Source organism: Microbacterium sp. S1037, from assembly GCF_048381605.1.
Taxonomy (GTDB): domain Bacteria; phylum Actinomycetota; class Actinomycetes; order Actinomycetales; family Microbacteriaceae; genus Microbacterium; species Microbacterium testaceum_B.
In genome coordinates this window covers 95024-119655 of the sequence record NZ_JBLWIG010000003.1, presented here as the reverse complement: position 1 = coordinate 119655, position 24632 = coordinate 95024, and the positions used below count along the sequence as shown (strand labels likewise).

At 70.6% G+C, this 24632-nt stretch carries 22 protein-coding genes; 9 read left to right on the top strand and 13 right to left on the bottom strand.

Annotation, left to right across the window (positions count from 1 at the left end; genetic code table 11):
• Window positions 1-4: 4 nt before the first annotated feature.
• Entirely contained in the window at window positions 5-970 is a 966-nt protein-coding gene (locus ACMW4R_RS15575; RefSeq protein ID WP_418300348.1) for a siderophore ABC transporter substrate-binding protein, read from the bottom strand.
• Window positions 971-1059: 89 nt separating this feature from the next.
• Between ACMW4R_RS15575 and ACMW4R_RS15570 the strand changes: the two genes are divergently transcribed.
• On the top strand, window positions 1060-1830 hold the full coding sequence (locus tag ACMW4R_RS15570) for a siderophore-interacting protein (protein ID WP_418300643.1): 771 nt from the start codon (window positions 1060-1062) through the stop codon (window positions 1828-1830).
• A gap of 87 nt (window positions 1831-1917) precedes the next feature.
• Here the strand turns inward: ACMW4R_RS15570 and ACMW4R_RS15565 are convergent, their stop codons facing one another.
• Window positions 1918-3663 (bottom strand): S16 family serine protease, encoded by a 1746-nt coding sequence (locus tag ACMW4R_RS15565; RefSeq protein ID WP_418300347.1) that lies wholly within the window; start codon window positions 3661-3663, stop codon window positions 1918-1920.
• Window positions 3660-4628, bottom strand: a complete 969-nt coding sequence (locus ACMW4R_RS15560) for a GNAT family N-acetyltransferase (protein ID WP_418300346.1) — start codon at window positions 4626-4628, stop codon at window positions 3660-3662. Before ACMW4R_RS15560 ends, ACMW4R_RS15565 begins: the two co-directional genes overlap by 4 nt.
• 98 nt (window positions 4629-4726) lie before the next feature.
• Here ACMW4R_RS15560 and ACMW4R_RS15555 point away from each other — a divergent pair, with 98 nt between their 5' ends.
• Window positions 4727-5017 carry a DUF4287 domain-containing protein gene (locus tag ACMW4R_RS15555; RefSeq protein ID WP_058627577.1) on the top strand — a complete coding sequence of 97 codons (291 nt, stop codon included), beginning with the start codon at window positions 4727-4729 and terminating at the stop codon, window positions 5015-5017.
• A gap of 10 nt (window positions 5018-5027) precedes the next feature.
• On the opposite strand, the gene ACMW4R_RS15550 is transcribed toward ACMW4R_RS15555, so the two are convergent.
• Window positions 5028-5636 (bottom strand): MerR family transcriptional regulator, encoded by a 609-nt coding sequence (locus tag ACMW4R_RS15550; RefSeq protein WP_058613351.1) that lies wholly within the window; start codon window positions 5634-5636, stop codon window positions 5028-5030.
• A gap of 71 nt (window positions 5637-5707) precedes the next feature.
• On the opposite strand from ACMW4R_RS15550, the gene ACMW4R_RS15545 reads away from it, so the two are divergent.
• Window positions 5708-6208 carry a DUF4188 domain-containing protein gene (locus tag ACMW4R_RS15545; protein ID WP_418300345.1) on the top strand — a complete coding sequence of 167 codons (501 nt, stop codon included), beginning with the start codon at window positions 5708-5710 and terminating at the stop codon, window positions 6206-6208.
• 16 nt (window positions 6209-6224) lie between these two features.
• A complete protein-coding gene (locus ACMW4R_RS15540; RefSeq protein WP_418300344.1) occupies window positions 6225-7085 on the top strand; it encodes a sulfurtransferase in 861 nt (286 codons plus the stop codon).
• Between the two features lie 18 nt (window positions 7086-7103).
• Here the strand turns inward: ACMW4R_RS15540 and ACMW4R_RS15535 are convergent, their stop codons facing one another.
• A complete protein-coding gene (locus ACMW4R_RS15535) occupies window positions 7104-8438 on the bottom strand; it encodes a flavin monoamine oxidase family protein (RefSeq protein WP_418300343.1) in 1335 nt (444 codons plus the stop codon).
• A 147-nt stretch (window positions 8439-8585) separates the two neighbouring features.
• Window positions 8586-10031 (bottom strand): amino acid permease, encoded by a 1446-nt coding sequence (locus ACMW4R_RS15530; RefSeq protein WP_418300342.1) that lies wholly within the window; start codon window positions 10029-10031, stop codon window positions 8586-8588.
• Between the two features lie 161 nt (window positions 10032-10192).
• Between ACMW4R_RS15530 and ACMW4R_RS15525 the strand changes: the two genes are divergently transcribed.
• On the top strand, window positions 10193-10990 hold the full coding sequence (locus ACMW4R_RS15525; protein WP_418300341.1) for an IclR family transcriptional regulator: 798 nt from the start codon (window positions 10193-10195) through the stop codon (window positions 10988-10990).
• A gap of 3 nt (window positions 10991-10993) precedes the next feature.
• Here ACMW4R_RS15525 and ACMW4R_RS15520 read toward each other — a convergent pair whose 3' ends face one another.
• Together ACMW4R_RS15520 and ACMW4R_RS15515 are read right to left on the bottom strand one after the other, a co-directional pair.
• A complete protein-coding gene (locus ACMW4R_RS15520) occupies window positions 10994-11743 on the bottom strand; it encodes an IclR family transcriptional regulator domain-containing protein (protein WP_418300340.1) in 750 nt (249 codons plus the stop codon).
• Entirely contained in the window at window positions 11743-13236 is a 1494-nt protein-coding gene (locus tag ACMW4R_RS15515) for an amino acid permease (RefSeq protein ID WP_418300339.1), read from the bottom strand. Before ACMW4R_RS15515 ends, ACMW4R_RS15520 begins: the two co-directional genes overlap by 1 nt.
• 266 nt (window positions 13237-13502) lie before the next feature.
• Here ACMW4R_RS15515 and ACMW4R_RS15510 point away from each other — a divergent pair, with 266 nt between their 5' ends.
• Both ACMW4R_RS15510 and ACMW4R_RS15505 read left to right on the top strand, forming a co-directional pair.
• Window positions 13503-14558, top strand: a complete 1056-nt coding sequence (locus ACMW4R_RS15510) for a homoserine dehydrogenase (protein WP_058596351.1) — start codon at window positions 13503-13505, stop codon at window positions 14556-14558.
• Window positions 14559-14563: 5 nt separating this feature from the next.
• The gene (locus ACMW4R_RS15505; RefSeq protein ID WP_418300338.1) at window positions 14564-15946 is read left to right on the top strand and encodes an aldehyde dehydrogenase family protein; all 1383 of its coding nucleotides are present in this window, start codon (window positions 14564-14566) and stop codon (window positions 15944-15946) included.
• Window positions 15947-16019: 73 nt separating this feature from the next.
• Here ACMW4R_RS15505 and ACMW4R_RS15500 read toward each other — a convergent pair whose 3' ends face one another.
• Window positions 16020-16463 carry an Lrp/AsnC family transcriptional regulator gene (locus ACMW4R_RS15500; protein ID WP_275801806.1) on the bottom strand — a complete coding sequence of 148 codons (444 nt, stop codon included), beginning with the start codon at window positions 16461-16463 and terminating at the stop codon, window positions 16020-16022.
• Window positions 16464-16565: 102 nt separating this feature from the next.
• Between ACMW4R_RS15500 and ACMW4R_RS15495 the strand changes: the two genes are divergently transcribed.
• On the top strand, window positions 16566-17780 hold the full coding sequence (locus ACMW4R_RS15495; RefSeq protein ID WP_418300337.1) for a trans-sulfuration enzyme family protein: 1215 nt from the start codon (window positions 16566-16568) through the stop codon (window positions 17778-17780).
• A 55-nt stretch (window positions 17781-17835) separates the two neighbouring features.
• Here ACMW4R_RS15495 and ACMW4R_RS15490 read toward each other — a convergent pair whose 3' ends face one another.
• The 4 genes from ACMW4R_RS15490 to ACMW4R_RS15475 are packed head-to-tail and all read right to left on the bottom strand — an operon-like array spanning window position 17836 to window position 21629.
• Window positions 17836-19563 (bottom strand): choice-of-anchor G family protein, encoded by a 1728-nt coding sequence (locus tag ACMW4R_RS15490; RefSeq protein WP_418300336.1) that lies wholly within the window; start codon window positions 19561-19563, stop codon window positions 17836-17838.
• An 8-nt stretch (window positions 19564-19571) separates the two neighbouring features.
• A complete protein-coding gene (locus ACMW4R_RS15485; RefSeq protein WP_418300335.1) occupies window positions 19572-20300 on the bottom strand; it encodes a hypothetical protein in 729 nt (242 codons plus the stop codon).
• Between the two features lie 13 nt (window positions 20301-20313).
• Window positions 20314-20946 carry a S26 family signal peptidase gene (locus ACMW4R_RS15480; RefSeq protein WP_418300334.1) on the bottom strand — a complete coding sequence of 211 codons (633 nt, stop codon included), beginning with the start codon at window positions 20944-20946 and terminating at the stop codon, window positions 20314-20316.
• Complete coding sequence (locus tag ACMW4R_RS15475) at window positions 20943-21629, bottom strand: SipW-dependent-type signal peptide-containing protein (protein ID WP_418300333.1); 687 nt, start codon at window positions 21627-21629, stop codon at window positions 20943-20945. The genes ACMW4R_RS15480 and ACMW4R_RS15475 overlap by 4 nt, the downstream gene beginning before the upstream one ends.
• Window positions 21630-21951: 322 nt before the next feature.
• On the opposite strand from ACMW4R_RS15475, the gene ACMW4R_RS15470 reads away from it, so the two are divergent.
• Window positions 21952-24465, top strand: a complete 2514-nt coding sequence (locus tag ACMW4R_RS15470) for a LuxR C-terminal-related transcriptional regulator (RefSeq protein WP_418300332.1) — start codon at window positions 21952-21954, stop codon at window positions 24463-24465.
• The last annotated feature ends 167 nt before the right edge of the window (window positions 24466-24632 follow it).

Genomic DNA, 24632 nt, shown 5'->3' with positions numbered 1-24632 from the left:
GGGATCAGGAGGCGAACGCCTCGGCGGCCGAACGGTAGAGCTTCGTGTACGCCTGGATGCCCTCGTCGAGGTAGAAGCTGCCGTCGAGATAGACGATCTGATTCTTCTGCACCGCGGGGACGTTCTTCAGCGCCTCCGCGTTCTCGACCAGTTCCTTGGCCGACACGTAGCCGTCTTCGCCGAACATCGCGTCGCGATCGAGCACGAACAGCCACTCGGGGTTCGCCGCGGCGATCGCCTCGACGCTGATGTCGTCGCCGTGCGACGCGTCCTCGGCCGCGCGGTCGAGAGCGGGCGTCAGGCCCAGCGTCGGGAAGAGGTGGCCGACACCGCGGCCCTCTCCGGGAGCGGCGTACGAGATCTTGCCTCCGGAGGTGATCAGGCCCATCACCGTCTGCGACGGGTCGTAGGCGGCCTTCGCGGCGGCGATCGCGGCATCCAGGTCGGCGTTCAGCTTCTCCGCCTCGTCGTTCTTGTCGAAGACCTGGCCGAGGATCGCCGTCTGGCGCTTGAGCTCGGACGTGTGCTCCTCGCCGTCGCGGGGGCTCGTCTCGATCGTGGCGGGCTGGATCTCTTTCAACTGGTCGTAGATCTCGCGGAAGCGGTATCCGCCGACGATGAGATCGGGGTCGGCGGCGAGGATGTTCTCGATGTTCGGCTCGCGGTGCAGGCCGGCATCGAGCACCTCGTCGCCGCCCGAGAGCGAGGGCCAGAGGTCGTACATGAGGGGCTTGGGGGCAGCGACGAGCTGCACGCCCCACTCGCTGAGCGTCTCGAACGTCGTGTTGTCGAGGGCGACGACCCGCTCCGGGGCCACCGGAACCTCGATCGAGCCGTGGTTGTCTTCGACCGTGACGGTGGTCGCGGCGGCCCGCTCGGCGGGAGCGGCCGCTCCCGAGGCGCAGCCGGTGAGGGCCAGAGCCGCCGCGAGGGACGCGGCGGCGAGGGGACGGATCAGACGGGTACTCATGCGGGATCTCTCCAGTGCTGTATGTGCGGTGGGGACCGGCCACACTCCGGGGCCGGTCGCGAAGTTAGGTTAGCCTTAGCTTTGTGAAGATGTCGAACCCGGCCCTGGGGGCCCGCCTCGAACCCCGCCGTCACGAGCTGGTCTTCCGCTCCGCGAGGCTCGCCGCCCGAACCTTCCTGACTCCGTCGTACGTCCGGCTGCGGTTCGAGGGGGCCAACCTCCGGGGTTTCGACTCGCCCGGCGCCGACGATCACATCCGCGTGTTCTTCCCCTCAGAACCAGCGGGCGATGTCCGATCCGCACCGAGCCGCGAGTACACCCCGGTGAGCTGGGATGCCGAGAGCGGCTGGCTCGACATCGACGTCGCGTTGCACGGCGACGGGGTCGGCAGTCGCTGGGCCGAGAGGGCTCCCCTCGGCGCGCCCGTCGGCGTCGGAGGGCCACGCGGGTCGATGGTGCTCGTCGGACGCCCGGACGCGTGGCTCCTGGCGGGCGACGAGACGGCCGTTCCCGCGATCCGCCGATTCGCCGCGGCGATGGACGACGACGCCGTCGGTCGCATCGCGATCGAGGTTCCGGATGCCGCGCACGACCTCCCCGTCGCCGCTCCGCCGGGCGTGCAGGTGATTCAGGTGCACCGGGGCGACCGACGGGCCGGCGAAGAACTCGCGGACTGGCTCGACGCGCTCGACGTCGAGGAGCAGCCGGAGGGATGCGTCTTCGGGTTCGTCGCCGCGGAGCAGTCGATCGTCCGGGCCGGACGGGCTCTGCTGCTCGATCGGTGGTCGGGCGACCCCGCCGCCACCGTCGTCAAGGGCTACTGGAAGCGCGGAACGGCCGAGTACCACGCGCCGCACTGACGCCACGGTGGCGAGCATCCCGCAAGGCGGTACCCCACCGCGTTTCCTGCCCGCAGAACGACGGGCAGGTCCTGACCGGGCGCTGCCTCACTCGCGCTCGACGCCCGCCGCGAACGCGAGTACGCGTGCCCGCAGGAACGGGGTCGCGTAGACCGCCGATGCGCCGGGAGCGGGGGCTGCCGTGGCCGTCGCCGTCGCGTCGCTGAGGGCTCCGCGGACGAGCGACACCTCGGCCCCCGCGTCGGAGAGTGCCTCGACCGCGCGAACCGCGTACTCGTCGCCGACGGCGATGCGCTGCTGAACAGCCGCCGTCGGGTCGACGCCCTCGGGAACGCGCACTGCCTGCTGCGTGGCGAGCGGCGGAACGGTACGGCTGAAGGCCGTTGCGGCGAGGGCGAGACCGAGCCACGTGTCGCCGTCGGCGATCGACTCGAGATCGTCGCGGGCGGCGTCGAAAGCCGCGAGCCGCACAGCCGGCAGGTCGCCCGCACGCACGGGCGCGTCGCCCGCACGCGACTCGTACGCATCGGTGGCCGCGATCGCCGCCCGCCGCAACAGCGAGCCGAGGCCGTCGAGGTCGGCGTCGCGCGAGATCGACCCCGCCCCGGCGCCGAGCGCATCGCGCAGGACTTCGCTCTCTTGCGCGCGGGCGAGCGCCGAAGCCGCGAGCGCCGCGGCGGTCGGCGCCGCTTCTTCTCCCGCGGCGAGCGCGGTCGCCGCGTAGGCGGCGAGCGCGTAGGCATCGGCGGCGGCTCCGACGACCTCGAGCGAGAGATCGGCGGCGTCGAGCGTTCCGGGAGGATTCTGCGACGCCTGGGCCAGCAGGTCTTCCGCCGCCGCGCGCGTGGCACCGACCGACGCCGCGTCGACCTCCGGTGCCCCGGCGACCGCGGCGACGTCAGCCGCGGCCGCGGCGGCAGCGAATGCTCCGCCGTCGTCGCCGGCATCGCGCAGTGTCCGGGCGCGATCCGCGGCGGCGCGGGAGCGCTCGGCCAGGGACGCGTCGGTCGCCGTCTCGAGCGACGATTCCGTGCGGGCCAGGGCGCTGTCGATGGCGACGTCGAATGCATCGTCGCCGGGCTCGGCCGGCCCCTCGGTCGCGGTCGGCAGCGGGGTCGGCGAGGCGGCGGGCGTGGGGAACGCTGACTCGGGCAGGTCTTCGCCCGTCATGATCGCGTACGCACTGGCCAGGTCGGCGACCTCGGTGATGGTCATGCCGCCGGTCGCCGCGACCTGATCGAGGTCGACCGATCGACCGTCGGCATCCGCGGCGATCCGTTGTCCGGCCGGCACGAGGATCGTGTCGATGCCGCCCGCCTCGATCGCCGCCGCCACCTGCTCAGGCAGGCCCGCAACGGGGCTCACGGTTCCGAAGGGGGTCACGCCGCCCGCGAGGGCGACACCGGGCTGGATCTCGGTGCCGTAGTAGAGCGCGAGCACGCCGACCGCGGTCACGGCCCCGGCGGCGGGGGTGTTGATGCGCGCGTCGAAGCCGAAGGTGTACCCCGTGTCGGGACGCGCCCCAGTGAGGAGCGTGGCCGCGGTGACCGCCGTCCACGTCGCGGACTGCGTGACCGGGGCGACGCCGCTGACGTCGTTCTCGGTGATGTCGATGCTGAGGTCGCCGCCGTCGGCCGCCTCGGCGGTGATCCGTTGCGACGCCACGCCCCCCTTGCCGCCGCTGACATAGAGCACCGGAACCGTGAGCTCACTGCCTTCGAAGTGCCCGTCGGGCTTGCCGCCGAAACCGAGTGAGAACCCGAGGTCGCACCCCGCGAGCACGAGAGTGCACGCAAGGGCCAGGGCCGTCACCGCCGCCGCGCGGGCTCTCACGCGTCGGCCTCGCTGACGTAGAGCGCGCAGGTCGTGTCGTAGTAGTCGGCCGTCTCACCCGCCGGGCGCAGCCCGATGCGCTGCGCGACGGCGCCGGAAGCCGTGTTCGCCGGATTCGTGACCGCCACGATCGTGCGGATGCCGTTCTCGTGCGCGAGCGCGAGGACCGCGGCCGCGGCCTCGGTGGCGTACCCGGACCCCCACGCGTCGGGGTGGAAGTGCCAGCCGATCTCGATGTCTTCGGGTCGCCCGTCGCCCGCGCCCACCGACCAGGGAATGTGCTTCAGCAGCACCGATCCCAGCCGGCGGCCGTCGCGCGTCTCGACGGCTCGGACCCCCAGGATGCCGTCGGCCAGGCTCGTCCAGCGGTCGAGGGTCGCGTCGACCTCGGCCGGATCGGTCATCACCTGGCCGTTGCCGAGGTACTGCCGGACTTCCGCTCGCCGGTACATGTCGAAGAGGAACGCCCGGTCGTCGTCGGACCGCGTCCACTCGCGCAGGACGAGGCGCTCGGTGTCGAGGCGGGTACGCCGCATGGGTACGTGCGGGATGCCGTCCTCGGCGAAGGGCTCCCCCGACACGACGAAGCCGAACCGGCCGTACCAGGACGCCAGATGGGCCTGGGCATCGAGAAGGATCGGGATGCCGGGGGCCTCGGCATCCAGAATCTCGACGGCCTCGCGCATCAGGTCGGCAGCGAGGCCACGGCCACGGGCTGCGGCAGCGGTGGCGACGCGGCCGATGCGCGTGTTCGTCGGCTCGCGCAGGAGGCGGAGGGTCGCGAGCACCTCGTCGCCCTCGCTGACCCACATCAGCTCGGCACCCGGCTCGATGTCACGACCGTCGATCTCGGGGTAGGCCGCTTCTTGCTCGACGACGAACACCGTCACGCGCAGCCAGAGAAGGCGATAGAGGGTGCGGGGGTCGATCTCGGCGACGGGCGCCCGGTGCAGGGTGACGGCCATCCTTCGACCGTACCCCGGGGTGCCGACATCACTGACGCGGGCGCTGCCGACTCCGATGAGGCGTGGACGATGTCGGAGGAGAGCGCTAGCCTCCGGTCATGTCCTTCCAGGCGTATCTCGACAACATCGAAACCAAGACCGGGCTCACCCCGCGACAGTTCATCGCGCTGGCAGAAGAGCGCGGGTTCGGCCCGGGAGCCAAGGCGACCCCGATCCTGCAATGGCTGAAGGACGACTACGACCTCGGCCGCGGGCACGGAATGGCGCTCGTGCACGTGATCACCAAGGGACCGGATATCAGCGACAAGCACGTCGGCCAACCCGGCGCCCACGGCGACAAGAGCGACACCCTCTGGCTCGACGGAGCGGCGACAAACCCGCATCCCTGAGCCGCGAAGGTCACCCCGTGCCGAAGCGTCGCGACGCGGCGACCTGCTCGGCGACGCGACGGAGGGCGAGGATCAGCGGCTCGACGAGGGCCGTGCCGAGCACCACGTACCGTACCGCGTCTTCGATCGACGTCGCGGGCGTCGCGGCGAGTTCCGCGTCGGCGATCGCGGACAGGTGCTCGAGGTACGCGGCCATCACGGGCTCGGGCACCGTGAACCCCGCGCGCTCGAGCGTCGCGAGGGCATGAGCGACCGCGGCGAGCTGATCGGGGAAGCACTTCTCGGGGGCTCCCCCCATCCTTTCGAGCAGGGCCGTGGCCTCGGTCAGATCCGGCTCGCCGGCGATGACGGGCGTGACGGCAGCGTTCGCCGCACCGAGAAGGTCGTAGGGGTTCTCGGGCGGCTCCTCGAGCACGCCGACGACCTTGCGCACGCCCGCGATCCCGACGCCGGCGTCGACGAGCGCGCGGATGACCCCGAGGCGCTGCACGTGCGCGGTGCCGTAGGACGCCTGCGTGGGCGAAGAGCGCTCCCCCTCGGGCAGGAGCTTCTCGCGCAGGTAGTACTTGATCGTCGCGACGGGGACGCCGCTCGCCGTCGACAGTTCCGAAATCCGCACGCCGACCCCCTTGACTCGATAGTCCTACTATCTAACACTGGATAGCAACACTATCGAGTGAGGACGAGCCCATGGCATCCATCAATCAGGGTCGCATGACCCACCGTCACGAAGGCGAACTCGTCGTCTTCCACATCGGAATGACCGTGAACAAGTGGTGGCGGCCCGATCAGTGGATGCCACTGATGGGCGACATGCCCCGGATGCTGCGCGAGCTCAGCGTGGACCCCGACTCGGGGCTGCTCGGCTTCACGATGCTTCTCGGGTCGCGCGGGCCCTACCTCGTGCAGTACTGGTCGTCGCTCGAGAAGCTGTACGCGTACGCCTCCGCCCCCGAGCACGAGCACCGCCCCGCGTGGACCCGTTTTAACCGACGTGCGCGGAAGACTCCGGGCGCGGTCGGCATCTGGCACGAGACGCACGTCGTCGAGCGCGCCGAGACGATCTACGTCGCGACGCCCCCGATGGGATTGCCGAAGGCCACCGAACTCGTGCCGATCGCGTCCCGCCATGACCGCGCTCGGGCGCGCGTGGCGGACGGGCGGACCCGGGGTCCCGCCCCGGTGAGCTGAGGGCCAGACTGGACCCATGGCCTCGATCCTCACGACCGCGCACGACCTGCACGCCGCCCTCGCCGCCGGGACCTTCCCCGACGGCGGGCGCGTGCGCGTCCTCGACGTCCGCTGGCGCCTCGACCGCCCCGACGGGCGCCCCGAGTACCGCGCCGGCCACATCCCCGGCGCGCAGTACGTCGACCTCGACCACGATCTCGCCGCCCATGGCGCGCCGACCGAGGGCCGGCATCCGCTCCCTCCGATCGAGACGCTGCAGGCCGCCGCGCGACGCTGGGGCATCGACGCGGGCGACACCGTCGTGGTCTACGACGACCTGAAGAACATGTCGAGCGCGCGAGCGTGGTGGCTGCTGCGGTACGCGGGGCTCGCCGACGTCCGCCTGCTCGACGGTGCGCTGTCAGCCTGGACCGACGCGGGATTCGAGCGGGAGGAGGGGGATGCCGAGCCCCCGACGCCCGGGACGGTCGACCTCGCGTACGGGTCTCTGCCCACGCTCGAGCTCGACGAGGTGGGGTCGTTCGCCGAGTCCGAGCTGCTGCTCGACGCCCGCGCCGGCGAGCGGTACCGCGGTGAGGTCGAGCCGATCGACCCGCGTGCGGGTCACGTTCCCGGTGCGATCAGCGCTCCGACGACCGAGAACGTCGGCGGCGACGGACGCTTCCTCGAACCGGACGAGCTGCGTTCTCGCTTCCGGATGCTGGGGGCCGAGGACGGCATGACCGTGGGCGTCTACTGCGGCTCCGGGGTGACGGCGGCGCATCAGGCCGTCGCACTGACGCTCGCGGGATTCGAGCCGCGCGTGTTCCCGGGGTCGTGGAGCCAGTGGTCGAACCACGAGGAGCTGCCCGTGGCGACCGGGCCGGAGCGGCGGTAGCGCTCCCCGATCCCTTCGTCAGGCGCCGCCCGACGACCAGAGGTCGCTCACCGGGATCTCGCGCCCCAGCACGTTCTCGGCCGCACGGTGCCCCGAGAGCATCGCACCGGGAACGGTCGCCGGGTCGTCGCCCCACGTCGCCTCGCCCGCGAGATGCAGCACCCCGCCCACCGGGACGGCCAGCTGGTCGTGGTCGGGACCGACCGAGCCAGGAAGCATGTACGCGTACGAACCGCGCGCGAACGGATCGTCCTGCCAGCGCGTCACGACCGCGCTCTCGGGTTCGGGGACGTCGTTCCCGTAGAGCCGCCGCAACTGCGCCACCGTCGAGGCGACGATCTCCTCGTCCGACCACTCGCGGGTCGCGACGGCCGCCGGACCGGCGGCGAAGGTCAGCAGGGCGGGCTCGTCGTGGATCCGGCCGAGGTCGTACCACGAGTGCCACCACTCCCCCTCGGCACCGAGCTGACGGATGCCGTAGACCCCGGCATCCCAGAATCTCTCGGGGAAGCGCAGCACGACCTTCTCGAAGGCGTTCATCCGCAGCAGTCCGAGGGCGCGGCGATGCGCCGCGGGCAGCTCGGGCTCGATCGAGAGGTCGCCGGACTGCAGAACACCTACGGGAACGGTGACGATCGCGTTGTCGGCCGAGAACGAGCCGCGGTCGGTGTCGACCGTGACGCCCTCGGGCGACCAGTGAACCCCCGACACGACATGCGAGAGGCGCACGTCGACCCCGTCGGCGAAGTTGCGGGCGAGCTCGTCGTATCCGCGGGGGAAGACCACCTCGTCGCCGTTGACGGTGTCGTCGTCGAGGCCGTGCGCCCCGAGCCCCGTCATCGCGACGCCGTACTGCTCCTGGGCGCGACGGTCGTTGTACTCGCGCACGCGCGTCTTGCGCTCGTCGTCCCAGTCCTGCTGGGCCAGCGCACGCTCGACGACGTCGGCGTACGTGGCGTCCGGAGCGGAATCGGCGATGACATCGACGAGGGCCGCGTTCAGGGAGCGAATGTCGGCGGCGTACTGCTCGACCGCTTCGGCAGACAGACGGCCGCCGTTCTCATCGAAGTACGTCAGCGGACGACCGGCCGGCTGGTAGCCGCCGACCGTGAACTCGACCATCGGCATCCCGAAGGCGCGCGCCCCCTCGGCGACCGGGCTGTCGTCGATGCCGTGGATCCACGACGCTCCGCGGTCGGTGACGTGTCCGCCGGAGCGGTCGGTGTGGGTCCGGCCGCCGATCCGGTCGCGCGCTTCGAGCACGATGACGCGGCGTCCGGCACGCGTGAGCAAGCGCGCCGCGGCGAGACCCGACACACCTGCCCCCACGACAATCGTGTCGACGGTCTCCACGGATGCCTCCCCAGCGTCGGACACGCCCCCGACCGGGGCCGCGTCGCCTTTCCGGAGAACGTACTGTGTCCCGCCCGCCGGCGGCAGTCACCACGACGTACGGTGCCGCGCGCCTGTTTCGACGGCGCGTATAGGCGGGTGCCCGGCTCAGCCGACCGGCGCCTCCTCGTCGAGGGGGCGCGGGGTGACGCCCTTCCGGCCGTAGCGCCACCAGAAGTACAGGTAGCAGAGGCCGACGAACGGGATGCCGAAGTACAGGGCCGGAGCCTGCTCGGGGTCGAAGGCGATCGCGACGATCGAGGCGGTCAGCAGGACGAACGCGAGGATCGGCACCACCGGATAGAAAGGCGTGCGGTAGACGAGCGTCGCGACGTCGCCCCCGCCTCGGACGAACGCGCGCCGGTGGAAGAACTGTGCGGCGACGATCGACATCCACACCGCGACCGCGGCGAAGCCGGCGATCGAGACCAACACGAGATAGACGGTCTCGGCGGCGATGACACTCGAGATGAGCGAGACGAGACCGATCGCCAGGCTCACCAGGAGGGCGATCATCGGGATGCCACGGCGGGTGAGCCGCGTGAACGCGCGTGGCGCGTAGCCCTCTTCGGCGAGAGAGAACAGCATCCGCGCACACGAGTACAGGCCGCTGTTCCCCACCGAGAGCAGGGCCGTGATGACGACGAAGTTCATGATGTCGGCCGCGTACGGCACGCCGACGTACTCAAAGACGTCGACGAAGGGGCTGGAGCTGAGCCCCGCCTGCTCGTAGGGAAGGAGCGCGGCGATCACCGTGATCGAGCAGACGAACAGCACGAGCAGCCGCAGCACGGTCGACCGCAGCGCGCGCGGGATGTTACGTCCGGGATCCTTCGTCTCGCCCGCGGCGACGCCCACGAGCTCCGCGCCGCTGAACGCGTAGAAAACGGCGAGAGACGTGATGAGCACGCCGCCCAGTCCCGCCGGCAGCAGACCGTCGGGCGTCTCGAAGTTGCTCAGCAGCACCGCCTCGTGCGGGCTGGTGGACAGCGGGGTGAACCCGAAGATCGCCATGGTCCCCAGCACGATGAGCGCGAGGATCGCGATGACCTTGATCGCCGCGAACCAGAACTCCGTCTCCCCGAACACGCGCGCCGAGATCGCGTTGAGGGTGAACAGGATGCCGGCGAACACCAGACACCACACCCACACGTCGACGTTCGGGAACCACCGCTGCATGAGGATTCCGGATGCCGTGAACTCCGACCCGAGGGCGACCACCCAGCAGAGCCAGTAGAGCCATGCCGTGACGAAACCTGTCGCCGGGCCCATCGTGCGCGCCGCGTAGATGTGGATCGACCCCGAGACGGGGTAGACGACGGCGAGTTCGCCGAGGCACACCATGACGAGCCACACCACGAAGGCTCCGAGCAGGTAGGCGAGCACGGCCCCGAGGGGTCCCGCCTGGTGGATCGTGTAGCCGGAGCTGAGGAACAGGCCCGACCCGATCACGCCGCCGAGGGCGATCATCACGAGGTGGCGGGCGCTCATCGCGCGGCGCAACTGCCGTTGCGGGGCGGGCTGCGCCGTGGAGGGATCCGAGGGGCGGTTCATGGATGTGCTCGCATTCGTGCTCGGAGCGGATGCCGCCGATACTCGCGGACGCCGCGAGCCAGAGTAATCGATCGGACGTTCGTCGCCTCTCCCGGGCGTCCCGACGCGCGGACGCGTGACGCGGGAAGTCGTCGTTCGCGACGCCTGGCTACGCTGTGACGATGACCCCCGCCGATCGAGGAGCCGCCGTCGCCGACGACGAGGCGACGTCGACCGTCATCCGGGCCTTCGACGTCATCGCGAGCCTCGCGCTCCTCACGCGCGAGGGCCAGGGCGCTTCCGCGACGGACGTGGCCCGGGCGCTGGGACGAGAACGATCGCACGTCTCGCGCACCCTCGCCGCTCTCGCGGACCAGGACGTCGTCGCTCGCGACAGCGGGCGCCGCTACCGGCTGTCGTGGGCGTGGTACACCGCCGCCGAAGACCTCGTCGACCGACGTCTGCGTCTCGAAGGGCTCAGCGTGCTCGACGAGCTCGCCGCGACCACGGGGGAAGCCGTCTTCCTCGGCGTTCTGCGCGGAGATACGACCGTCACGATCGTCGAGAGCGTGCCGGCGGTGTCGCGCATGATCGGCACCTGGGTGGGCCGCGCCTACCCCGCGTTCTGCAGCGACGCGGGCCAGGCGGTGCTGTGGGACGCCCCCGACGACGAGGTTCGGGCGGTCTTCGCCACCACCGCCTTCGAGAGCGAAGGCCCTCGGGCGCCGCGCTCCGTCGACGATTTCCTGACCCGGCTGCACGCCGCCCGCGATCGCGGATACACGATCGTCGACGAGGAAGCCGAGGCCGGCCTCTACTCGGTGGCCGCTCCGGTGTGGGACTTCCGCGGCGAGGTCGTCGCTGCGGTCCAGGTCGTCGGAGAGCGGGCGGCACTGCAACCGCGCACGGCGGCGCTCGCCGATGCCTGTCTCACCGCGGCCGCCACGTTGTCGACGCGCTTGGGGCACGGCATCCACTGACGCTCAGGCCTGGGCGAGAGTGCTCAAGCGCTCCGCGCTGTCGGCGAGCAGGGCCTCGATCCGATCGTCACGACCGTTTCCGGCGGCCGAACCGCTGAGCGACACCGCCGCGACGATGCCATGCCGACCCCGGACGGGCAGGGCGTACTCGTCGACTCCCGCCACGTACTCTTCGTGCGCGACCACCAGTCCGCGCGCCCGGTCTCGTCGCTGCAGGGCATCGACGGCGGCGACTGTGCGAGCCGCGCCGGGCCCACCGACGCCGACGAACTGCGCCTCGCCGAGCAAGGTGTCGAGGTCGGCGAGCGAGTGATCCCAGAGCAGCGCCCGTCCGGCGCCCGTGCACCAGATCGGGGTGACCGCCGCGGGACGGAGGGTGCCTTCGCCGGCGGCATCCGCCCCCTCGACACGGAGCAGCAGCGCACGCGGCCCATCGGCGGCGACGACCCGCGCCGTCATGCCGAGCTGTGCCGCCATGCCCCGGAGGTGGACGCGGGCGGCGCGCAGCCACGGTTCGTGCCGCGCCCCCGCCGCGACGAAGTACGCCCGCCCCGCGCGAAGCGCCGAGGACTCGTCGCGTTCGACGAAGTCGAGGCGGCGCAGGTCCTGTGTGACGCGGGAGGCGCGACTGCGTTCGACGCCCGCGGCCTCGGCCAGGCGCGACAGTGCCCAGCCGGGTCGACCCGATCGCTCCCGCTCGACCGCGGTGTGCAGCAGGGCGAGTCCCTGTGTCAGCGAGGCGGGCGGGTTCATCAGCGTCCTTCGTGTGCGGGAGCCGCCGGCGCCTCCTCGTCGACGACGGCGGCGGGCGCGGCTCCTCGACGACCGTACCGCCACCAGAAGAACAGGTAGCACGCGACGACGAACGGGATGCCGAAGTACAGCGCCGCGACCTGGTTCGGATCGAAGGCGATCGCGACGATCGAGACGCCGAGCAGCACGAACGCGAGGATCGGCACGACGGGGTAGAACGGCGTGCGGTAGGCGAGCGTCCTCACGTCCCCACCCCCGCGGACGAAGGCCCGTCGGTGGAAGAACTGTGCCGCGACGATCGACATCCACACCGCGACGACGGCGAAACCGGCGATCGAGACCAGCACGAGGTAGACGGTCTCGGCGGCGATCACGCTCGACACCAGGGAGACGAGTCCCACGGCCATGCTGACGCGGAGGGCGACGATCGGGATGCCGCGGGAGGTGAGCTTCGTGAACGCGCGCGGTGCGTGCCCTTCTTCGGCGAGCGAGAACAGCATCCGCGCGCACGAGAAGAGGCCGCTGTTACCCGCCGAGAGCAGCGCGGTGATGATGACGAAGTTCATGATGTCGCCAGCGAAGGGCACCCCGACGTACTCGAAGACGTCGACGAAGGGGCTCGACGTCAGGCCCGCCTGCTCGTAGGGCAGGATCGCGGCGATGACGGTGATGGAGCCAACGAAGAGCACGAGAAGGCGCAGCACGGTGGAACGCAGGGCCTTCGGGATGTTCCGGGCGGGGTCCTTCGTCTCACCTGCGGCGACACCGATGAGCTCCGAGCCGCTGAACGCGTAGAAGACGGCGAGAGAGGTCATGAGGACGCCGGCGATACCGGTGGGGAAGAGCCCGTCCGGCGTCGAGAAGTTGCTGAACAGGACGGCCCCGGGGTGCTCGGACGACAGCGGGGTGAAGCCGAAGATCGCGGCACCGCCGAGCACGATGAGCGCGACGATTGCGACCACCTTGATGAGCGAGAACCAGAACTCCGTCTCCCCGAACACGCGCGCCGAGATCGCATTGAGGGTGAACAGGATGCCGGCGAAGATCAGGCACCACACCCACACCTCGACGCCGGGGAACCACCTCTGCATCAGGATCCCGGCCGCGGTGAACTCGGAGCCCAGGGCGACGACCCAGCAGAGCCAGTAGAGCCATGCCGTGGTGAAGCCGGTCGCGGGGCTGATCGCGCGGGCCGCGTAGATGTGGAAGGCACCCGACACGGGATAGGCCACGGCGAGCTCTCCGAGGCACGACATGACGAGGTACACGACGAAGGCGCCGACGAGGTAGGCGACGATCGCCCCCAGGGGCCCGGCCTGATTGATCGTGTACCCCGAGCTGAGGAAGAGCCCCGACCCGATGACGCCGCCCAGGGCGATCATCACGAGGTGGCGCGCGTCCATGGAGCGCTGCAGGCGACGCAGCGGCACCTGTGTCGCGACGGTCTGCGGCAGGGCGTTCGGAAGGGACGTGGAGTCGGTGGAGCGTGGCATGGCGTCTCGCATTCGGAAGAAGGGGAACGGATCGCGTTTCGTGTGGCATGAACACTGCCCTGTGTTCATTTCGCACATGTTTCCTCGGACAGTAGCGGTCCCCGCCCCTGCGCTCAAGAGTGCGGAGAGTCGGGAAACCGGTCGGACAATCCGTCACCCGCACCGACATATCGTCATCCGCCGCCGCCGAAATGCCAGGCGCAGAGCGACACGACGGCGACGGACGATATCCGCAGACCCCGTCCTGCACCCTTCCGAGGAGACCCATGAACCGTCACGATCTCGCCCTCATCGGCTTCGGCGGCGTGAACCGCGCCCTGGCCGAACTCATCCGCGACCGCGGCGACGAGCTCGCGACCGAGCTCGGCTTCGCACTCCGTGTCGTCGCGATCACCGACCTGCGTCTCGGATCTCTCATGCAGGAGGACGGCATCGATCTGGACGCCGTCTTCGCTCTGGCACCGGGCGCGACGTTCGCCGGCTGGCCGGGTGGGGATGCCGAGCCCCGCAACGTCGAGGTCATCCGGAACACGACCGCCGACATCGTCGTCGAGGCGACGTTCACCAACCCGATCGACGGCGAGCCCGGCGTCTCGCACGTGCGCCTCGCCCTGGAGGCGGGGAAGAGCGTCACCACGACCAACAAGGGACCGGTTGCTCTCGCCGGTCCGCAGTTGAACGCGATCGCCGCCGCGAACGGCGTCCACTTCGCCTACGAGGGCTCCGTCGTCAGCGGTACGCCCGTGCTGCGTTTCGCCGCCTCCACCCTGCAGGGGCTGCGCGTCGACGCGGTGCGCGGCATCCTGAACGGCACGAGTAACTATGTTCTCGGCCAGATGGAGGCGGGCATGGACCTCGCCGCGGCCGTCGCGGAGGCGCAGACCCTCGGCTACGCGGAAGCCGACCCGACCGCCGACATCGAAGGCTCCGACGTACGTCTGAAGGTCGTGATCCTCGCCAACGAGGTCCTCGGCGCCGACATCACCCCCGCCGATGTGACCTGCACCGGCATCACGGGAATCACTCCCGCCGACATCGTGGATGCCGCCGCCCGCGGGCTGCGCTACAAGCTCATCGGCGCGGCCGAACGCCTGGCCGACGGCTCGGTGCGCGCGAGCGTGGAACCCGTCGCCCTCCCCCTCACCCACCCGCTGGCCGGCATCAGCGGCCCCACCAACGCGGTGTCGTTCGAGACCGATCTGCTGGGGACCGTGACCGTGAGCGGCCCCGGGGCGGGACGCGTCGAAACGGCATACGCCCTGCTCTCGGACATCATCGAGATCGACGCCCGCGTGGCGCAGACCGCGGCGGCACGGCGATGACGCTCATGACTCCCGCCGACGCTCTCGAGGTGCGCAACCCGCTCGACGACTCGGTGATCGGAAGCGTCCCGACCATCGGCGTGAACGACGTGCCCGTCGTGCTCGATCGCGCTCGCGTCGGCGCCGAGCTGTCGCGAGACCTCTCCCGCTTCAAGCGGCACGCGGTCCTGCACCGGGCGGCGCAGCTGCTCGAGGAGCGTGCCGACGAAGCGGCGGCGCTCATCGTGCGCGAGGCCGGCAAGACGATCCGGCAGGCCCGCAAAGAGGTGCGACGGGCCGTGACGACGCTGTCGCTCTCGGCCGAGACGGCGCGCGCGGCGACGGGCGAGGTCATCCCGTTCGACGCCTTCGAGGGGTCCGAGAACCGGAAGGGCTGGTTCACCCGCGAACCGCTCGGCATCGTCGTGGCGATCACGCCGTACAACGACGCGCTGAACCTCGTCGCGCACAAGCTCGGACCGGCTCTGGCCGGCGGCAATTCCGTGATCCTCAAGCCATCGCCGCACACCCCGCTCACGGCGGAGTTCCTCGTCGGCATCCTGATCGACGCGGGTCTGCCCGACGAGATCGTGACGGTCGTACACGGCGATCGCGACGTGGCCGCGGCGCTGGTCTCGGCGCGCGAGGTGCGGCTCGTGTCGTTCACCGGCGGCTTCGCCACGGGCGAGGCGATCGCGGGCGGCGCGGGCCTGAAACGGCTCGCGATGGAGCTCGGCGGCAACGCCCCCGTCCTCGTGTTCGACGACGCCGACCTCGCTCACGCGGTCGAGGCGTGCGTCTCGGGGGCGTTCTGGGCCGCGGGGCAGAACTGCGTCGGCGCGCAGCGCATCCTCGTGCACCGCGGCATCTACGCCGCGTTCCGCGAGCGTTTCGTCGCCGCGGCAGCGGCGTTGCGGGCGGGCGATCCGACCGACGAGGCGACCGACGTCGGGCCGATGATCACCGTGGATGCCGCGAAGCGCGCCGAGCGGGTCGTCGACGACGCCGTGCGAGCCGGCGCCCGCGTGCTCGCCGGTCATCGCCGCGACGGCTCGGTCTACGCCCCGACGGTCGTGGAGGGAGTCGCTCTCTCGTGCGAGCTGTGGGCCGACGAAGCGTTCGCCCCCGTCGTCGTCCTCGCGCCGTTCGACACCGAGGACGAGGCCGTGACCCAGGCGAACGACATCGACTACGCCCTGCACGCCGGGCTGTTCACCCGCGACCTCGGCCGCGCCCTGCGCGTGGCGGAGCGCCTGGAGGCCGGGGGCGTCATGATCAACGACTCCTCCGACTACCGCGTCGACAGCATGCCGTTCGGCGGGGCCAAATACGGGAGCATGGGCCGCGAAGGAGTGCGCTTCGCCTACGAGGAGATGACCCAGCCCAAGGTCGTGTGCATCAACGCATGACCCTCGGATGCCACGCCCTCCCGCCACGAGTACGAGGGCGTGGCATCCGCTCGATGTCTTCTCATCCTCAGCGTCACGCGCGGTCGATGACCCGCGTCAGCGAGACCGACGTGACGGTGTCGGAGACCCCGGGAAGCGCCGCGATGCTCTCCCAGATCTGGCCGATGCGATCCATCGATTCCGCGCGCAGGGTCACGAGCAGGTCGAACTGCCCCGAGAGGATGTCGCACTGGACCACCTCGGGGATGCGCGCGAGCTCGGTGATGACGCCCGCGCCGCGCATACGATCCGCGCGGTACACCAGCACGATGGCGGTGACGCGCCCGTCGTCGGCGCGACCGCGGGCGAGGGTGTAGCCGGCAATGAGACCGTCGCGCTCCATGCGCTCCATGCGCTGCTTCACGGCGTTGCGCGACAGGTGAACGCGAGCCGCCAGCGTCACGAGCGGGATCCGGGCGTCGGTCCGCAACTCGTTCAGGATGCGCTCGTCGACGGCGTCGATGCGGGGACCGGCCATGAGTGCTCCTCGTGCAAATTAGACACTCGCGCGTGTCTATATTGCACGCTAGGGTAGCTCAGATCGATCGCCCCGTCACCCGGCGACAGGAAGGCCACAGCGATGACGTCACGACCCGACCGCACCGACGCCGCCACCCTCGCCGAGGCGAGCCTCGCCGTTCACGCCGGCATCGAGCTCGACAGCACGAGGGCTCTGCGCACACCGCTCGTAATGGCGAACTCCTTCGCCCTGCCCGACGATCCCAGCGAGATCAGCTGGTCGGCGACCGCTCCCGGCCTCTACACACGCAACACCGGCGTCAACCAACAGGCCCTCGAGCGCAAGCTCGCCGCCCTCGAGGGTGGCGAGGACGCGGTGGCCCTGGCATCCGGAGTCGCCGCCCTGCACGCGGTGTTCTTCACCCACGTCGGCGCGGGCGACCACGTCGTCGTCAGCGACGTCGTCTACGAAGCGACCTGGCGCCTCTGGACCGAGCTGCTCCCCCGCCGCTACGGCATCCAGGCGAGCTTCGTGGATGTGACGGATCAGGATGCCGTGCGCGCGGCGATGCGGCCCGAGACACGCCTCGTGTGCGTCGAAGCGATCGCCAACCCCACCACCAAGGTCGCAGACATCGCGATGCTCGCCGAGATCGCGCACGCCGGCGGGGCGATCCTCATGGTCGACTCGACCTTCACGCCCCCGCCGTTCTACCGCCCTCTTGCCGACGGCGCCGACCTCGTCGTGCACTCGCTGACGAAGTACATCAACGGCCACGGCGACGCGATGGGCGGGGCGGTGATCGGTCGCACCGAGCTGATCGAACCGATCAAGGCCGACGCCATGGTCGACGTCGGCGGTGTCATCTCACCCTTCAACGCGTGGATGATCCAGCGCGGTTCGGTCACTCTTCCGCTGCGACTGCGTCAGCACTTCGCGTCGGCACAGCGGGTCGCCGAGTTCCTCGAGGCCGATCCGCGCGTGGCGTTCGTCGCGTACCCGGGGCTGGCATCCCACCCCGGGCACGCGCTCGCTCGGCGGCAGTTCGGGGGTGACGCGTACGGCGGCATGATGGCGTTCGCCCTCGACGGCGACCCCGATGCGCAGAATCGGTTCGTGGCGAACCTTCGCCTGATCACGTCGGGTTTCTCGCTCGGCCACGACGACAGCCTCATCGTGCACACCGCCGCCGACGGTCCCCGCACCGCGACCTACCCGGCAGAGTTCCGCCGGTACGGTCACCTTCGCCTCTCGGTGGGTCTCGAAGACGCCGACGACCTGCTCGCCGATCTCGCGGCGGCTCTGGACGCGACGCCTCTCCGACGTCAGGACTGATCCAGCCACTCCGCGAAGGTCTGGTGGCCCTGCCGCGACGCGTCGCCGCCGGGCCTCACGGGAGAGTGACCGGGCCCGCCGATCCCGTCCCGAACAGCACGTGGGCCACGTCGCCGGGGACGGCGAAGTCGGCGAGACCGAGCCGGAGGGCGGTGACGGCGTACTCGGCGGTGGACCGGGAGGTCGCTCCGATGAACGTGGGCTCGGGCGGCGCGTTCTGCTGATCCGGCTGCACATTGACCATGACCGACACGACGGTCGGCAGCGCATTCAGCACACCGGCCAGAACATCCACGACCGGACCCGACAGCGACGACAGCGTCGTGCCCAGCGTGGTCACACGGTCGAGAAGCTGGGTCGTGAGCAGGTTGGCCACGGCCGTGGTGAGCGCGGAGCCGGAGCCGGTGAGCGTGGTCAGGATTGAAGTCAGCGTGGGGAGACCCGCCAGGGCCAGGGCCGTGTTGATCGTGCTGACGATCGGACCCGTCGGCTGGTTCGAGAGGGTGACGCCGATCGTGGCATTGCCGTCGACGACGGCCCCGATCGTCGAATTCAATCCGAGCGTCACCGTGGCCAGGTTGTACCCGACGGCCGAGACGGTCGTCGACAGCGCGATCTGCAGCTGTGCGTTCCTGATCGCCGTGCGCAGCGCGTTCGTGACGTCGCCCGCCCAGTCATCGAGGAGCGTCCCGGCCTCGGCCACGATGGCGTTGACGACCCCCGCGTTCAGCACGAGCTCCGTGTTGGGTGCCGCCCCGTTCAACGGCCCCGTGAGCCGCTCGATGTCGACGAGAATGCGACCGTTCGCGAGGTCGACGGTAAACCCGTCGCCCTGGAGCTGGAGGCCGAGGAACGGGGCGACCGTCGACTGCAGATCGAGACCGCTGATCGTCACCGTGCCGGTCATGCCCGCGGCGGCGATACCGGACACCCGCAGGGCGAGGGCGGTACGCAGGTTCTGCGCGATCAACCCGTTCTGCCCGACGAGTCCGGCGACGGCGGTCTCCAGCTGCCCGACGGTCGTCGTCACGGCCCCGGTCAGCGCCCCGACCGCGGGCGCGTCCAGCGTCAGACCGAGAGAGGCGATGCCGTAGTCCCGCTCAGCGACGGGCTGCGCGGGAGACACTCCCCACACCTGCTCGAGGAGCGCGGCGCAGCCGTCGAGCTGAGAGCTCGCCGCGACCGCGCCCACCTCGAGCGTCGCCGTGTCCAGACCCGCGATCGAGGGAAGCAGAGCGGTGATATCGACCGTCGCCGGCTCCGGGAGATCGTCATCGGGCGTGGAATCGGACACGAGGACCGCTCCTGAGTCGTTGATCAGGCCGGAGGCACCCGCGGCGCGGCCACTGGTCGACCCCTGCGTCCATTGATTCGCCGCGCCCAGGGCGGCGCCCGGAAGCGCGACGGCGAAGCCGGTGAGGTCCACCCCCACGATCCCCAGAGCGGCGACGTCGAACGGATTCGCGAAGGTGAAGGTGGGCGGGGTAGAGCCCAGGTCGATCGCGTTCGCAGGGTCGGGAACGGCGACTCCGTCCGCCTGCACCGTCAGACGCATGTCGTCGAGCTGGGCGATCGAGTCGAGGTCGATTCCGAGCAGCTCGCCCGCGAGGAACGTCCCGCGCGAACGGCTCTCGAGGCCGGGGCTCTGCGCGCAGTCGAGTGAACTCGTGCCCAGCGCGTCCTCATGCACCCACTCCGCGTCATTCCAGTTGGCCGTCGTCGCGGTGATTCCCAGCGGAACCAGGAGCATCGCCCCCATCGACGCGGCCAACACCGCGCGCATCCTCGTCCTCACCGTCGTCCCCCGTTCCGTGCGATGCGTAGCGATGCCCCGAGTCCCAACAGGCCGGCGGCGAGAGCGCCGACTCCGATCAGCGCCATGGGGTCGAACCCGGTGGTCGGAAGGCGCCCCGGCGGACCGACGGGCACGTCGTCGATCGACGTGGCGGTCAGGCCGATACCCATGCGCGCGCGCAGCCCCATCAGCGAGGTGTCCTCTTGGGCCTCCGCGGAGTTCTCCACGGCGAGGGTCACCAGGAGGAACTGGGGCGCCGCGGGCGTCAGCGGTCGCAGCTCGAACGACGGCGACGACGAGGTGTAGTCCTCGGCCGGTGTGGCCACCGTCACGGGCCGGCTGCCCGACGCGCACAGCGGCTGGTCCGGGAACCCCGCCCAGGGTGCGTCGCACACGTCCACCTGCATGGTCAAGCCGCGGGGAGTCTCGGCGAGCGGACCGCTCTTGCGTAGCTCCAGGGCGAGGGTCGCGCGGGTGGCGTCCTCGAGCCGCGCCCGGATCTGCCAGTAGGCGGGGTCGCCGGGGCTGAGATCGAGGAACTCGGCCGGATACGGGTCGGAGGAGAGCACCAGCCGTCCCGGCGCACCGGTCGGCGGGACGTCGATGAAGGCCGCGCGGGCGGCATCGGCGACGAAGAGGCCTCCCGCTCCGATGAGCACGAAGGACGCGGCGGCGGCGAGAACCGCGCTGACGCGCCGGCGACCGGCGCGGGGAGAGAGGGACATGGGTCTCCTGGGATCAGCGGGAGGGATGGATCGGACGCGGGTCAGCGCTGTCGGACGACGCCCGGGTCGACGTGGGCCACAGCGCCCACGCGATCACGGCGGCGATGAGCGAGGATCCCCCGAGCATCGCCGCGGGTGTCTTGGCGGCGGTGATGACGGATCCGGCGACAGGTGCTCCGACGAGGACGCGCGGCGCGCTGGTGACGACGTAGGGCCGGAGGTCGACGGAGTCGTTCGCGTCGCCGCGGAGCGTGAGGCTGCGAGCGCGCGGATCTCCGGCGACGGGGGCGATGCCGACGATGCGGTGGGTCACCTGGGCGCCATTGCCGGGTCGACGCACCGTCACGACGTCTCCGACGGCGAGATCGGCGGCGTCGACCGTCCGGGTGATGGCGGCGGCCCCAGTGGGGAGTGTGGGAGACATCGACCCCGTCATGAAGACGATGATTCCCAGTCCCCATACGGCGCTCGCCACCAGCCAGGCGACGGTGAGGATGCCGAGGCATCCGACGAAGGTGGTCACGGCATCCCGCACCCGTTCGATCGGGGTGACCGACGCGGCGACGGATACTCGAGCGGATGACCGGTGCCGGGGGCCCGCGGCGTGCGCGGCGACCGGCCGGGATGCCGTGACCAGATCGTTCACGAGGTGGCCACGAACTCCCACGCCGGGGCGATCGTCCGACCCATGTAGTCCTCGGGGGTCGTGCCGCCGGCCAGCGGGATCGGGTCGGGGAGCGTGACCTCGAAGCAGTAGTACTGCACCGATCCGGCCGCGCCCGCGAGCGACTGGGTGACGGATCCACCGGTGCCCGACAGCGTGCCATCGGCGATGATGGTCGCGCCGCCCGTGAACGCCGATCCGTCGCAGGTGAAGGCCGTGGCGCTGGTGGCCACGCGGACATCGAGCGCGTCGAAGAGCAGGCCGCCGGCATCGTCGGTGGTGATCCCGGCCGCCGGCACCGCCGGCTGGAGCTCGACGTCGCCGGCGATCGATGCGGCTTTCGTGCGCAGCGCCACGGCGGCGTAGACGCTGTCGCCCGGGGTGAGCTCGGTACCGACGAGTCCGGCCGCGGTGAACACCATCTCGCCACCGGGATTGTCGGCCTCGTCCGTCCAGGCTGCGGCGTCGAAGCCCGGATCGGTGTTCTGCTCGATCGCGAAGGTGGACGTGCCGACGCCGGGTCCTCCCGCGCCGTCCCCGCCGAACACCCACTCGGTGTCGGTCCAGGCCGCCAGGGTCGCGGCAACGCCGACCCCGAGAGCCGCGCCGCCTGCGGCGACGGCGAAAATGCGACGCCGAACGACGCGGCGCTTCTGGTTCTCCATGGAAACCCCTATCAGTTTCGATCCGCTCGGCCGATACCGAGCGGGCGGGGCGACCCCGCGGTGGCGAGCCTGTCGTCGAGACGAGGGCGCGACCAAGGTCTCGAAGCGCGAATCCGAGTGAACATCAGTGGATGCCGAGATCTCCGCGATCGCTCGAAAGAGAACTCGGGGTTCCGCTCGATTACTGAGCCGCGATCCCGGTAGTGCGGAGGACGAGCAGCCGAGGCGATCTGCGTGCATGCGGTTATGGTGAAAAAGGGAACCGAATCCACGAGGGGGTGGTGATGGGGTGATCGCGAAGTTCGGCGGCGGGGAGAACGCCGTGAAAACCACCGGTCGCGCTGCCGATCCGGAACGGATCGCGAGATATCTGGCGGACGGCACGCCGGTGGTGCTGGTGGGACCTGTGGGGGTCGGGAAGACCGTGACGATGGGCCGAGTCGCGCACGCGCTCGCACGGCGAGACGTCCCGACACAGATGGTTCGCGGAGTGGAGTTGGGGCGCGGAGCAGAGTCCGCGGTGATGGAGGACCTCCCGGCGGCCGGGACGACCTTGCTGGTGGACGACGCGCACGCATTGGACGAACGCTCAGCGGCGACCCTCTTGCACGGCGTGTACCGTCGCCGCGTCACGGCCTGTATCGCCGTGGAAACGCCGATCTTCTCCCGTCCGGCGTCCAGCGCCTTCACCCGCTCCCTGATGGAGCTCGGCAGCAGGGGCTTCGCCCTCCGTATCGACATCGAGCCCCTCGACGAGGCGAAAGCGTCGGTCTTCCTTCAGGAGTTCGGGACCGAGGCCCTCGACGACGTGACGAAGGACGCTCTCGTGTGGATGGCGAACGGTTCGCGCGCCCTGCTGTACGAGTTCGCCGAGGTCGCCGACGACGCGGCACGGCACGGGCGAGACCCGCTCGCCGCCCTGCGACAGGCCCCGGTGTGGACGCGACTCGGGGAGGCCGTGCACAAAAACCTGTCGGCTCTCGAACTCGAGCACCTCTCGACCATGGTCACCTTGGGCCGGTTTCCCGGCCTGGCGTCCGCGCACGCGGCACGAATTCGCCCGTTCCACGAGATCGAGGAGCTTCGCGCACACGGTTACGTCTTCCAGGACGACTCGGATATCGGCGCTCTCTGGGCGAACCCCCTGCTCGCCGCCGACGCCGCACGCGTCCTCGGCGACGCCCGCGTCCGCTCCATCGTCGACACCGCGGTTGCCCGCATGCTCGACGCGGGCGGCCAATGGTGGAGCCCACCGATCGCGACGGTGGTCGCCGAGTCGATGCTGAGAGGGGACCCTCTCCCGGTCCCGACATCGGAACCTCTTCGCCGAAGGGCGCTGCTCGATGCTGCGCGGCAGGCCAACGACCAGGGCCACCGTGCGACGGCTGAGGCGTTCGCCACGACCGGCCTCGGCGGGGAATCAGACGACGTCGCCCTCCGTCTGGAGCTCGCGTACGCGCAGGTCTCCGCCGGCGACCCGCAAGCGCAGCGTCACGTGCCGCCGGTGGTCTCGGCGGAGGAAGATCGCCATCGCGCGCAGCAGATCGCGACGGCCTGGGAGATGCGCGGCTTCTTCTCCGCCACTCGTGATCTGCGTGCCGCACTCCTCCGCGGTCGCGCGGAGGACACCGAGCCCGATCCCTCCGCCGCGCGCGTCGACACCCTCGGATTCGCCCTGCAGTGGCCGCTCGCACGGGACTACGCGCAGCAGACAGCTCGCACGTCCTGCGGGTACTGGCGTGTCTGGGCCTGGCTACGCGAAGCGTATGCCCGCGCGCAGCTCGGAGACGCCGGGGGCGCCAACCGGCTGCTGACGCGCGTGGAGGAGTTCGTCTACGAGAGCGGCGTCGCCGGCCTCAACACCGCCGAGCGGCTGTGGGGACTGACGATCTCACTGGTGACCCACCTCATGCTGGGCACCGATGTCCCCCTGCTCCACGAACGGATCGCCGACGAGCGGCGCCGAGCCGTGCGGGAGGGAGACGACCGCGCGCTGGGATGCGCGGGGCTGGCCGCCGCTCTGTCGGCGGCCGTCACCGGACAGAGCGATGCCGCCCTTCGGAACCTCGAAGCGGCACGGACCCGATTCCGCCCGCTCGGCAAGGACATGTCGGTGGCGAGCGTGAAGCTGCTGATCGCGCAGTTCGTGGCTGTCCGCGGCCGGATCACCGAGGCGCGGCGCATCGTCGACCGCGTCTCCGGCCTGTGGGCCGACGGCCCGCTGAGTCTCCGCCACGATTCCGTCGCCGCGCGCGCGATGGTCGATGCTCTCGACGAGCGCTACGACGACGCCGCCCGTGCGGTCGCGTTCGCACTCAGGCTGTCGGCGGAGAGACCGGCACCGATGCTGCGGCTCCGTGACCTTCACCGGGCGGTCACGTTGGGGGTCGCGGGAAGCGACGCACAGGACGAGATCCGTCGACTGCTGTCCGGGACCTCGGCATCCATCCGGCAGATGTGGGATCACGAACCGATCCCGCTGGTCACCGGTCATGACCACGCCGAGTTGCGAGCGGCCCTTCTGCGCACGTTCGTTCCTCGATCGCCGTCGTCCCCGTCGACCGATGCCGCTCCCCTCCCGTCCGTGGTGGAGACGGCCGAATCGGCCGCACTCACCCGCAGAGAGCGCGAGATCGCCGGACTGATAGCCGTGGGCATGTCGAACCGCGACATCGCCAGTCGCCTGTTCCTCTCCGTGCGCACGGTCGAGTCGCATGTGTATCAGGCCCGAGCCAAACTCGGCGCGGAATCCCGCCGCGACCTCGGCCGCCGGGTCGCGGGCGACGCTGTCATCGCCGCGCCGCCGACCGAGCCCGGCCCCGCACCCGCGCCGTGACGCGAATTGATGAGCTGCCTATGAATCACGAAAAGATAACGCCGGCCTCTTCCCTCCGTTATCTCACCGTTATAGAGTGCTCGCACGGTAGTTGTTTTGCTGTGGCGACTACCGGCATGTGATTGCAGGACACTCTGGTGCAGAGAATGGGCCGGTCGAGTTTCTCG

What these genes read in the sequence shown, in the direction of transcription:
- ACMW4R_RS15560 (WP_418300346.1), bottom strand. Translation starts at nt 4,628, where the DNA reads ATGGCCGTCACCCTGCACCGGGCGCCCGTCGCCGAGATCGACCCCCGC.
- ACMW4R_RS15510 (WP_058596351.1), top strand. Translation starts at nt 13,503, where the DNA reads ATGAACCGTCACGATCTCGCCCTCATCGGCTTCGGCGGCGTGAACCGC.
- ACMW4R_RS15485 (WP_418300335.1), bottom strand. Translation starts at nt 20,300, where the DNA reads ATGTCCCTCTCTCCCCGCGCCGGTCGCCGGCGCGTCAGCGCGGTTCTC.
- ACMW4R_RS15540 (WP_418300344.1), top strand. Translation starts at nt 6,225, where the DNA reads ATGGCCTCGATCCTCACGACCGCGCACGACCTGCACGCCGCCCTCGCC.
- ACMW4R_RS15525 (WP_418300341.1), top strand. Translation starts at nt 10,193, where the DNA reads ATGACCCCCGCCGATCGAGGAGCCGCCGTCGCCGACGACGAGGCGACG.
- ACMW4R_RS15530 (WP_418300342.1), bottom strand. Translation starts at nt 10,031, where the DNA reads ATGAACCGCCCCTCGGATCCCTCCACGGCGCAGCCCGCCCCGCAACGG.
- ACMW4R_RS15520 (WP_418300340.1), bottom strand. Translation starts at nt 11,743, where the DNA reads ATGAACCCGCCCGCCTCGCTGACACAGGGACTCGCCCTGCTGCACACC.
- ACMW4R_RS15515 (WP_418300339.1), bottom strand. Translation starts at nt 13,236, where the DNA reads ATGCCACGCTCCACCGACTCCACGTCCCTTCCGAACGCCCTGCCGCAG.
- ACMW4R_RS15570 (WP_418300643.1), top strand. Translation starts at nt 1,060, where the DNA reads ATGTCGAACCCGGCCCTGGGGGCCCGCCTCGAACCCCGCCGTCACGAG.
- ACMW4R_RS15545 (WP_418300345.1), top strand. Translation starts at nt 5,708, where the DNA reads ATGGCATCCATCAATCAGGGTCGCATGACCCACCGTCACGAAGGCGAA.
- ACMW4R_RS15575 (WP_418300348.1), bottom strand. Translation starts at nt 970, where the DNA reads ATGAGTACCCGTCTGATCCGTCCCCTCGCCGCCGCGTCCCTCGCGGCG.
- ACMW4R_RS15475 (WP_418300333.1), bottom strand. Translation starts at nt 21,629, where the DNA reads ATGGAGAACCAGAAGCGCCGCGTCGTTCGGCGTCGCATTTTCGCCGTC.
- ACMW4R_RS15555 (WP_058627577.1), top strand. Translation starts at nt 4,727, where the DNA reads ATGTCCTTCCAGGCGTATCTCGACAACATCGAAACCAAGACCGGGCTC.
- ACMW4R_RS15490 (WP_418300336.1), bottom strand. Translation starts at nt 19,563, where the DNA reads ATGCGCGCGGTGTTGGCCGCGTCGATGGGGGCGATGCTCCTGGTTCCG.
- ACMW4R_RS15495 (WP_418300337.1), top strand. Translation starts at nt 16,566, where the DNA reads ATGACGTCACGACCCGACCGCACCGACGCCGCCACCCTCGCCGAGGCG.
- ACMW4R_RS15505 (WP_418300338.1), top strand. Translation starts at nt 14,564, where the DNA reads ATGACTCCCGCCGACGCTCTCGAGGTGCGCAACCCGCTCGACGACTCG.
- ACMW4R_RS15500 (WP_275801806.1), bottom strand. Translation starts at nt 16,463, where the DNA reads ATGGCCGGTCCCCGCATCGACGCCGTCGACGAGCGCATCCTGAACGAG.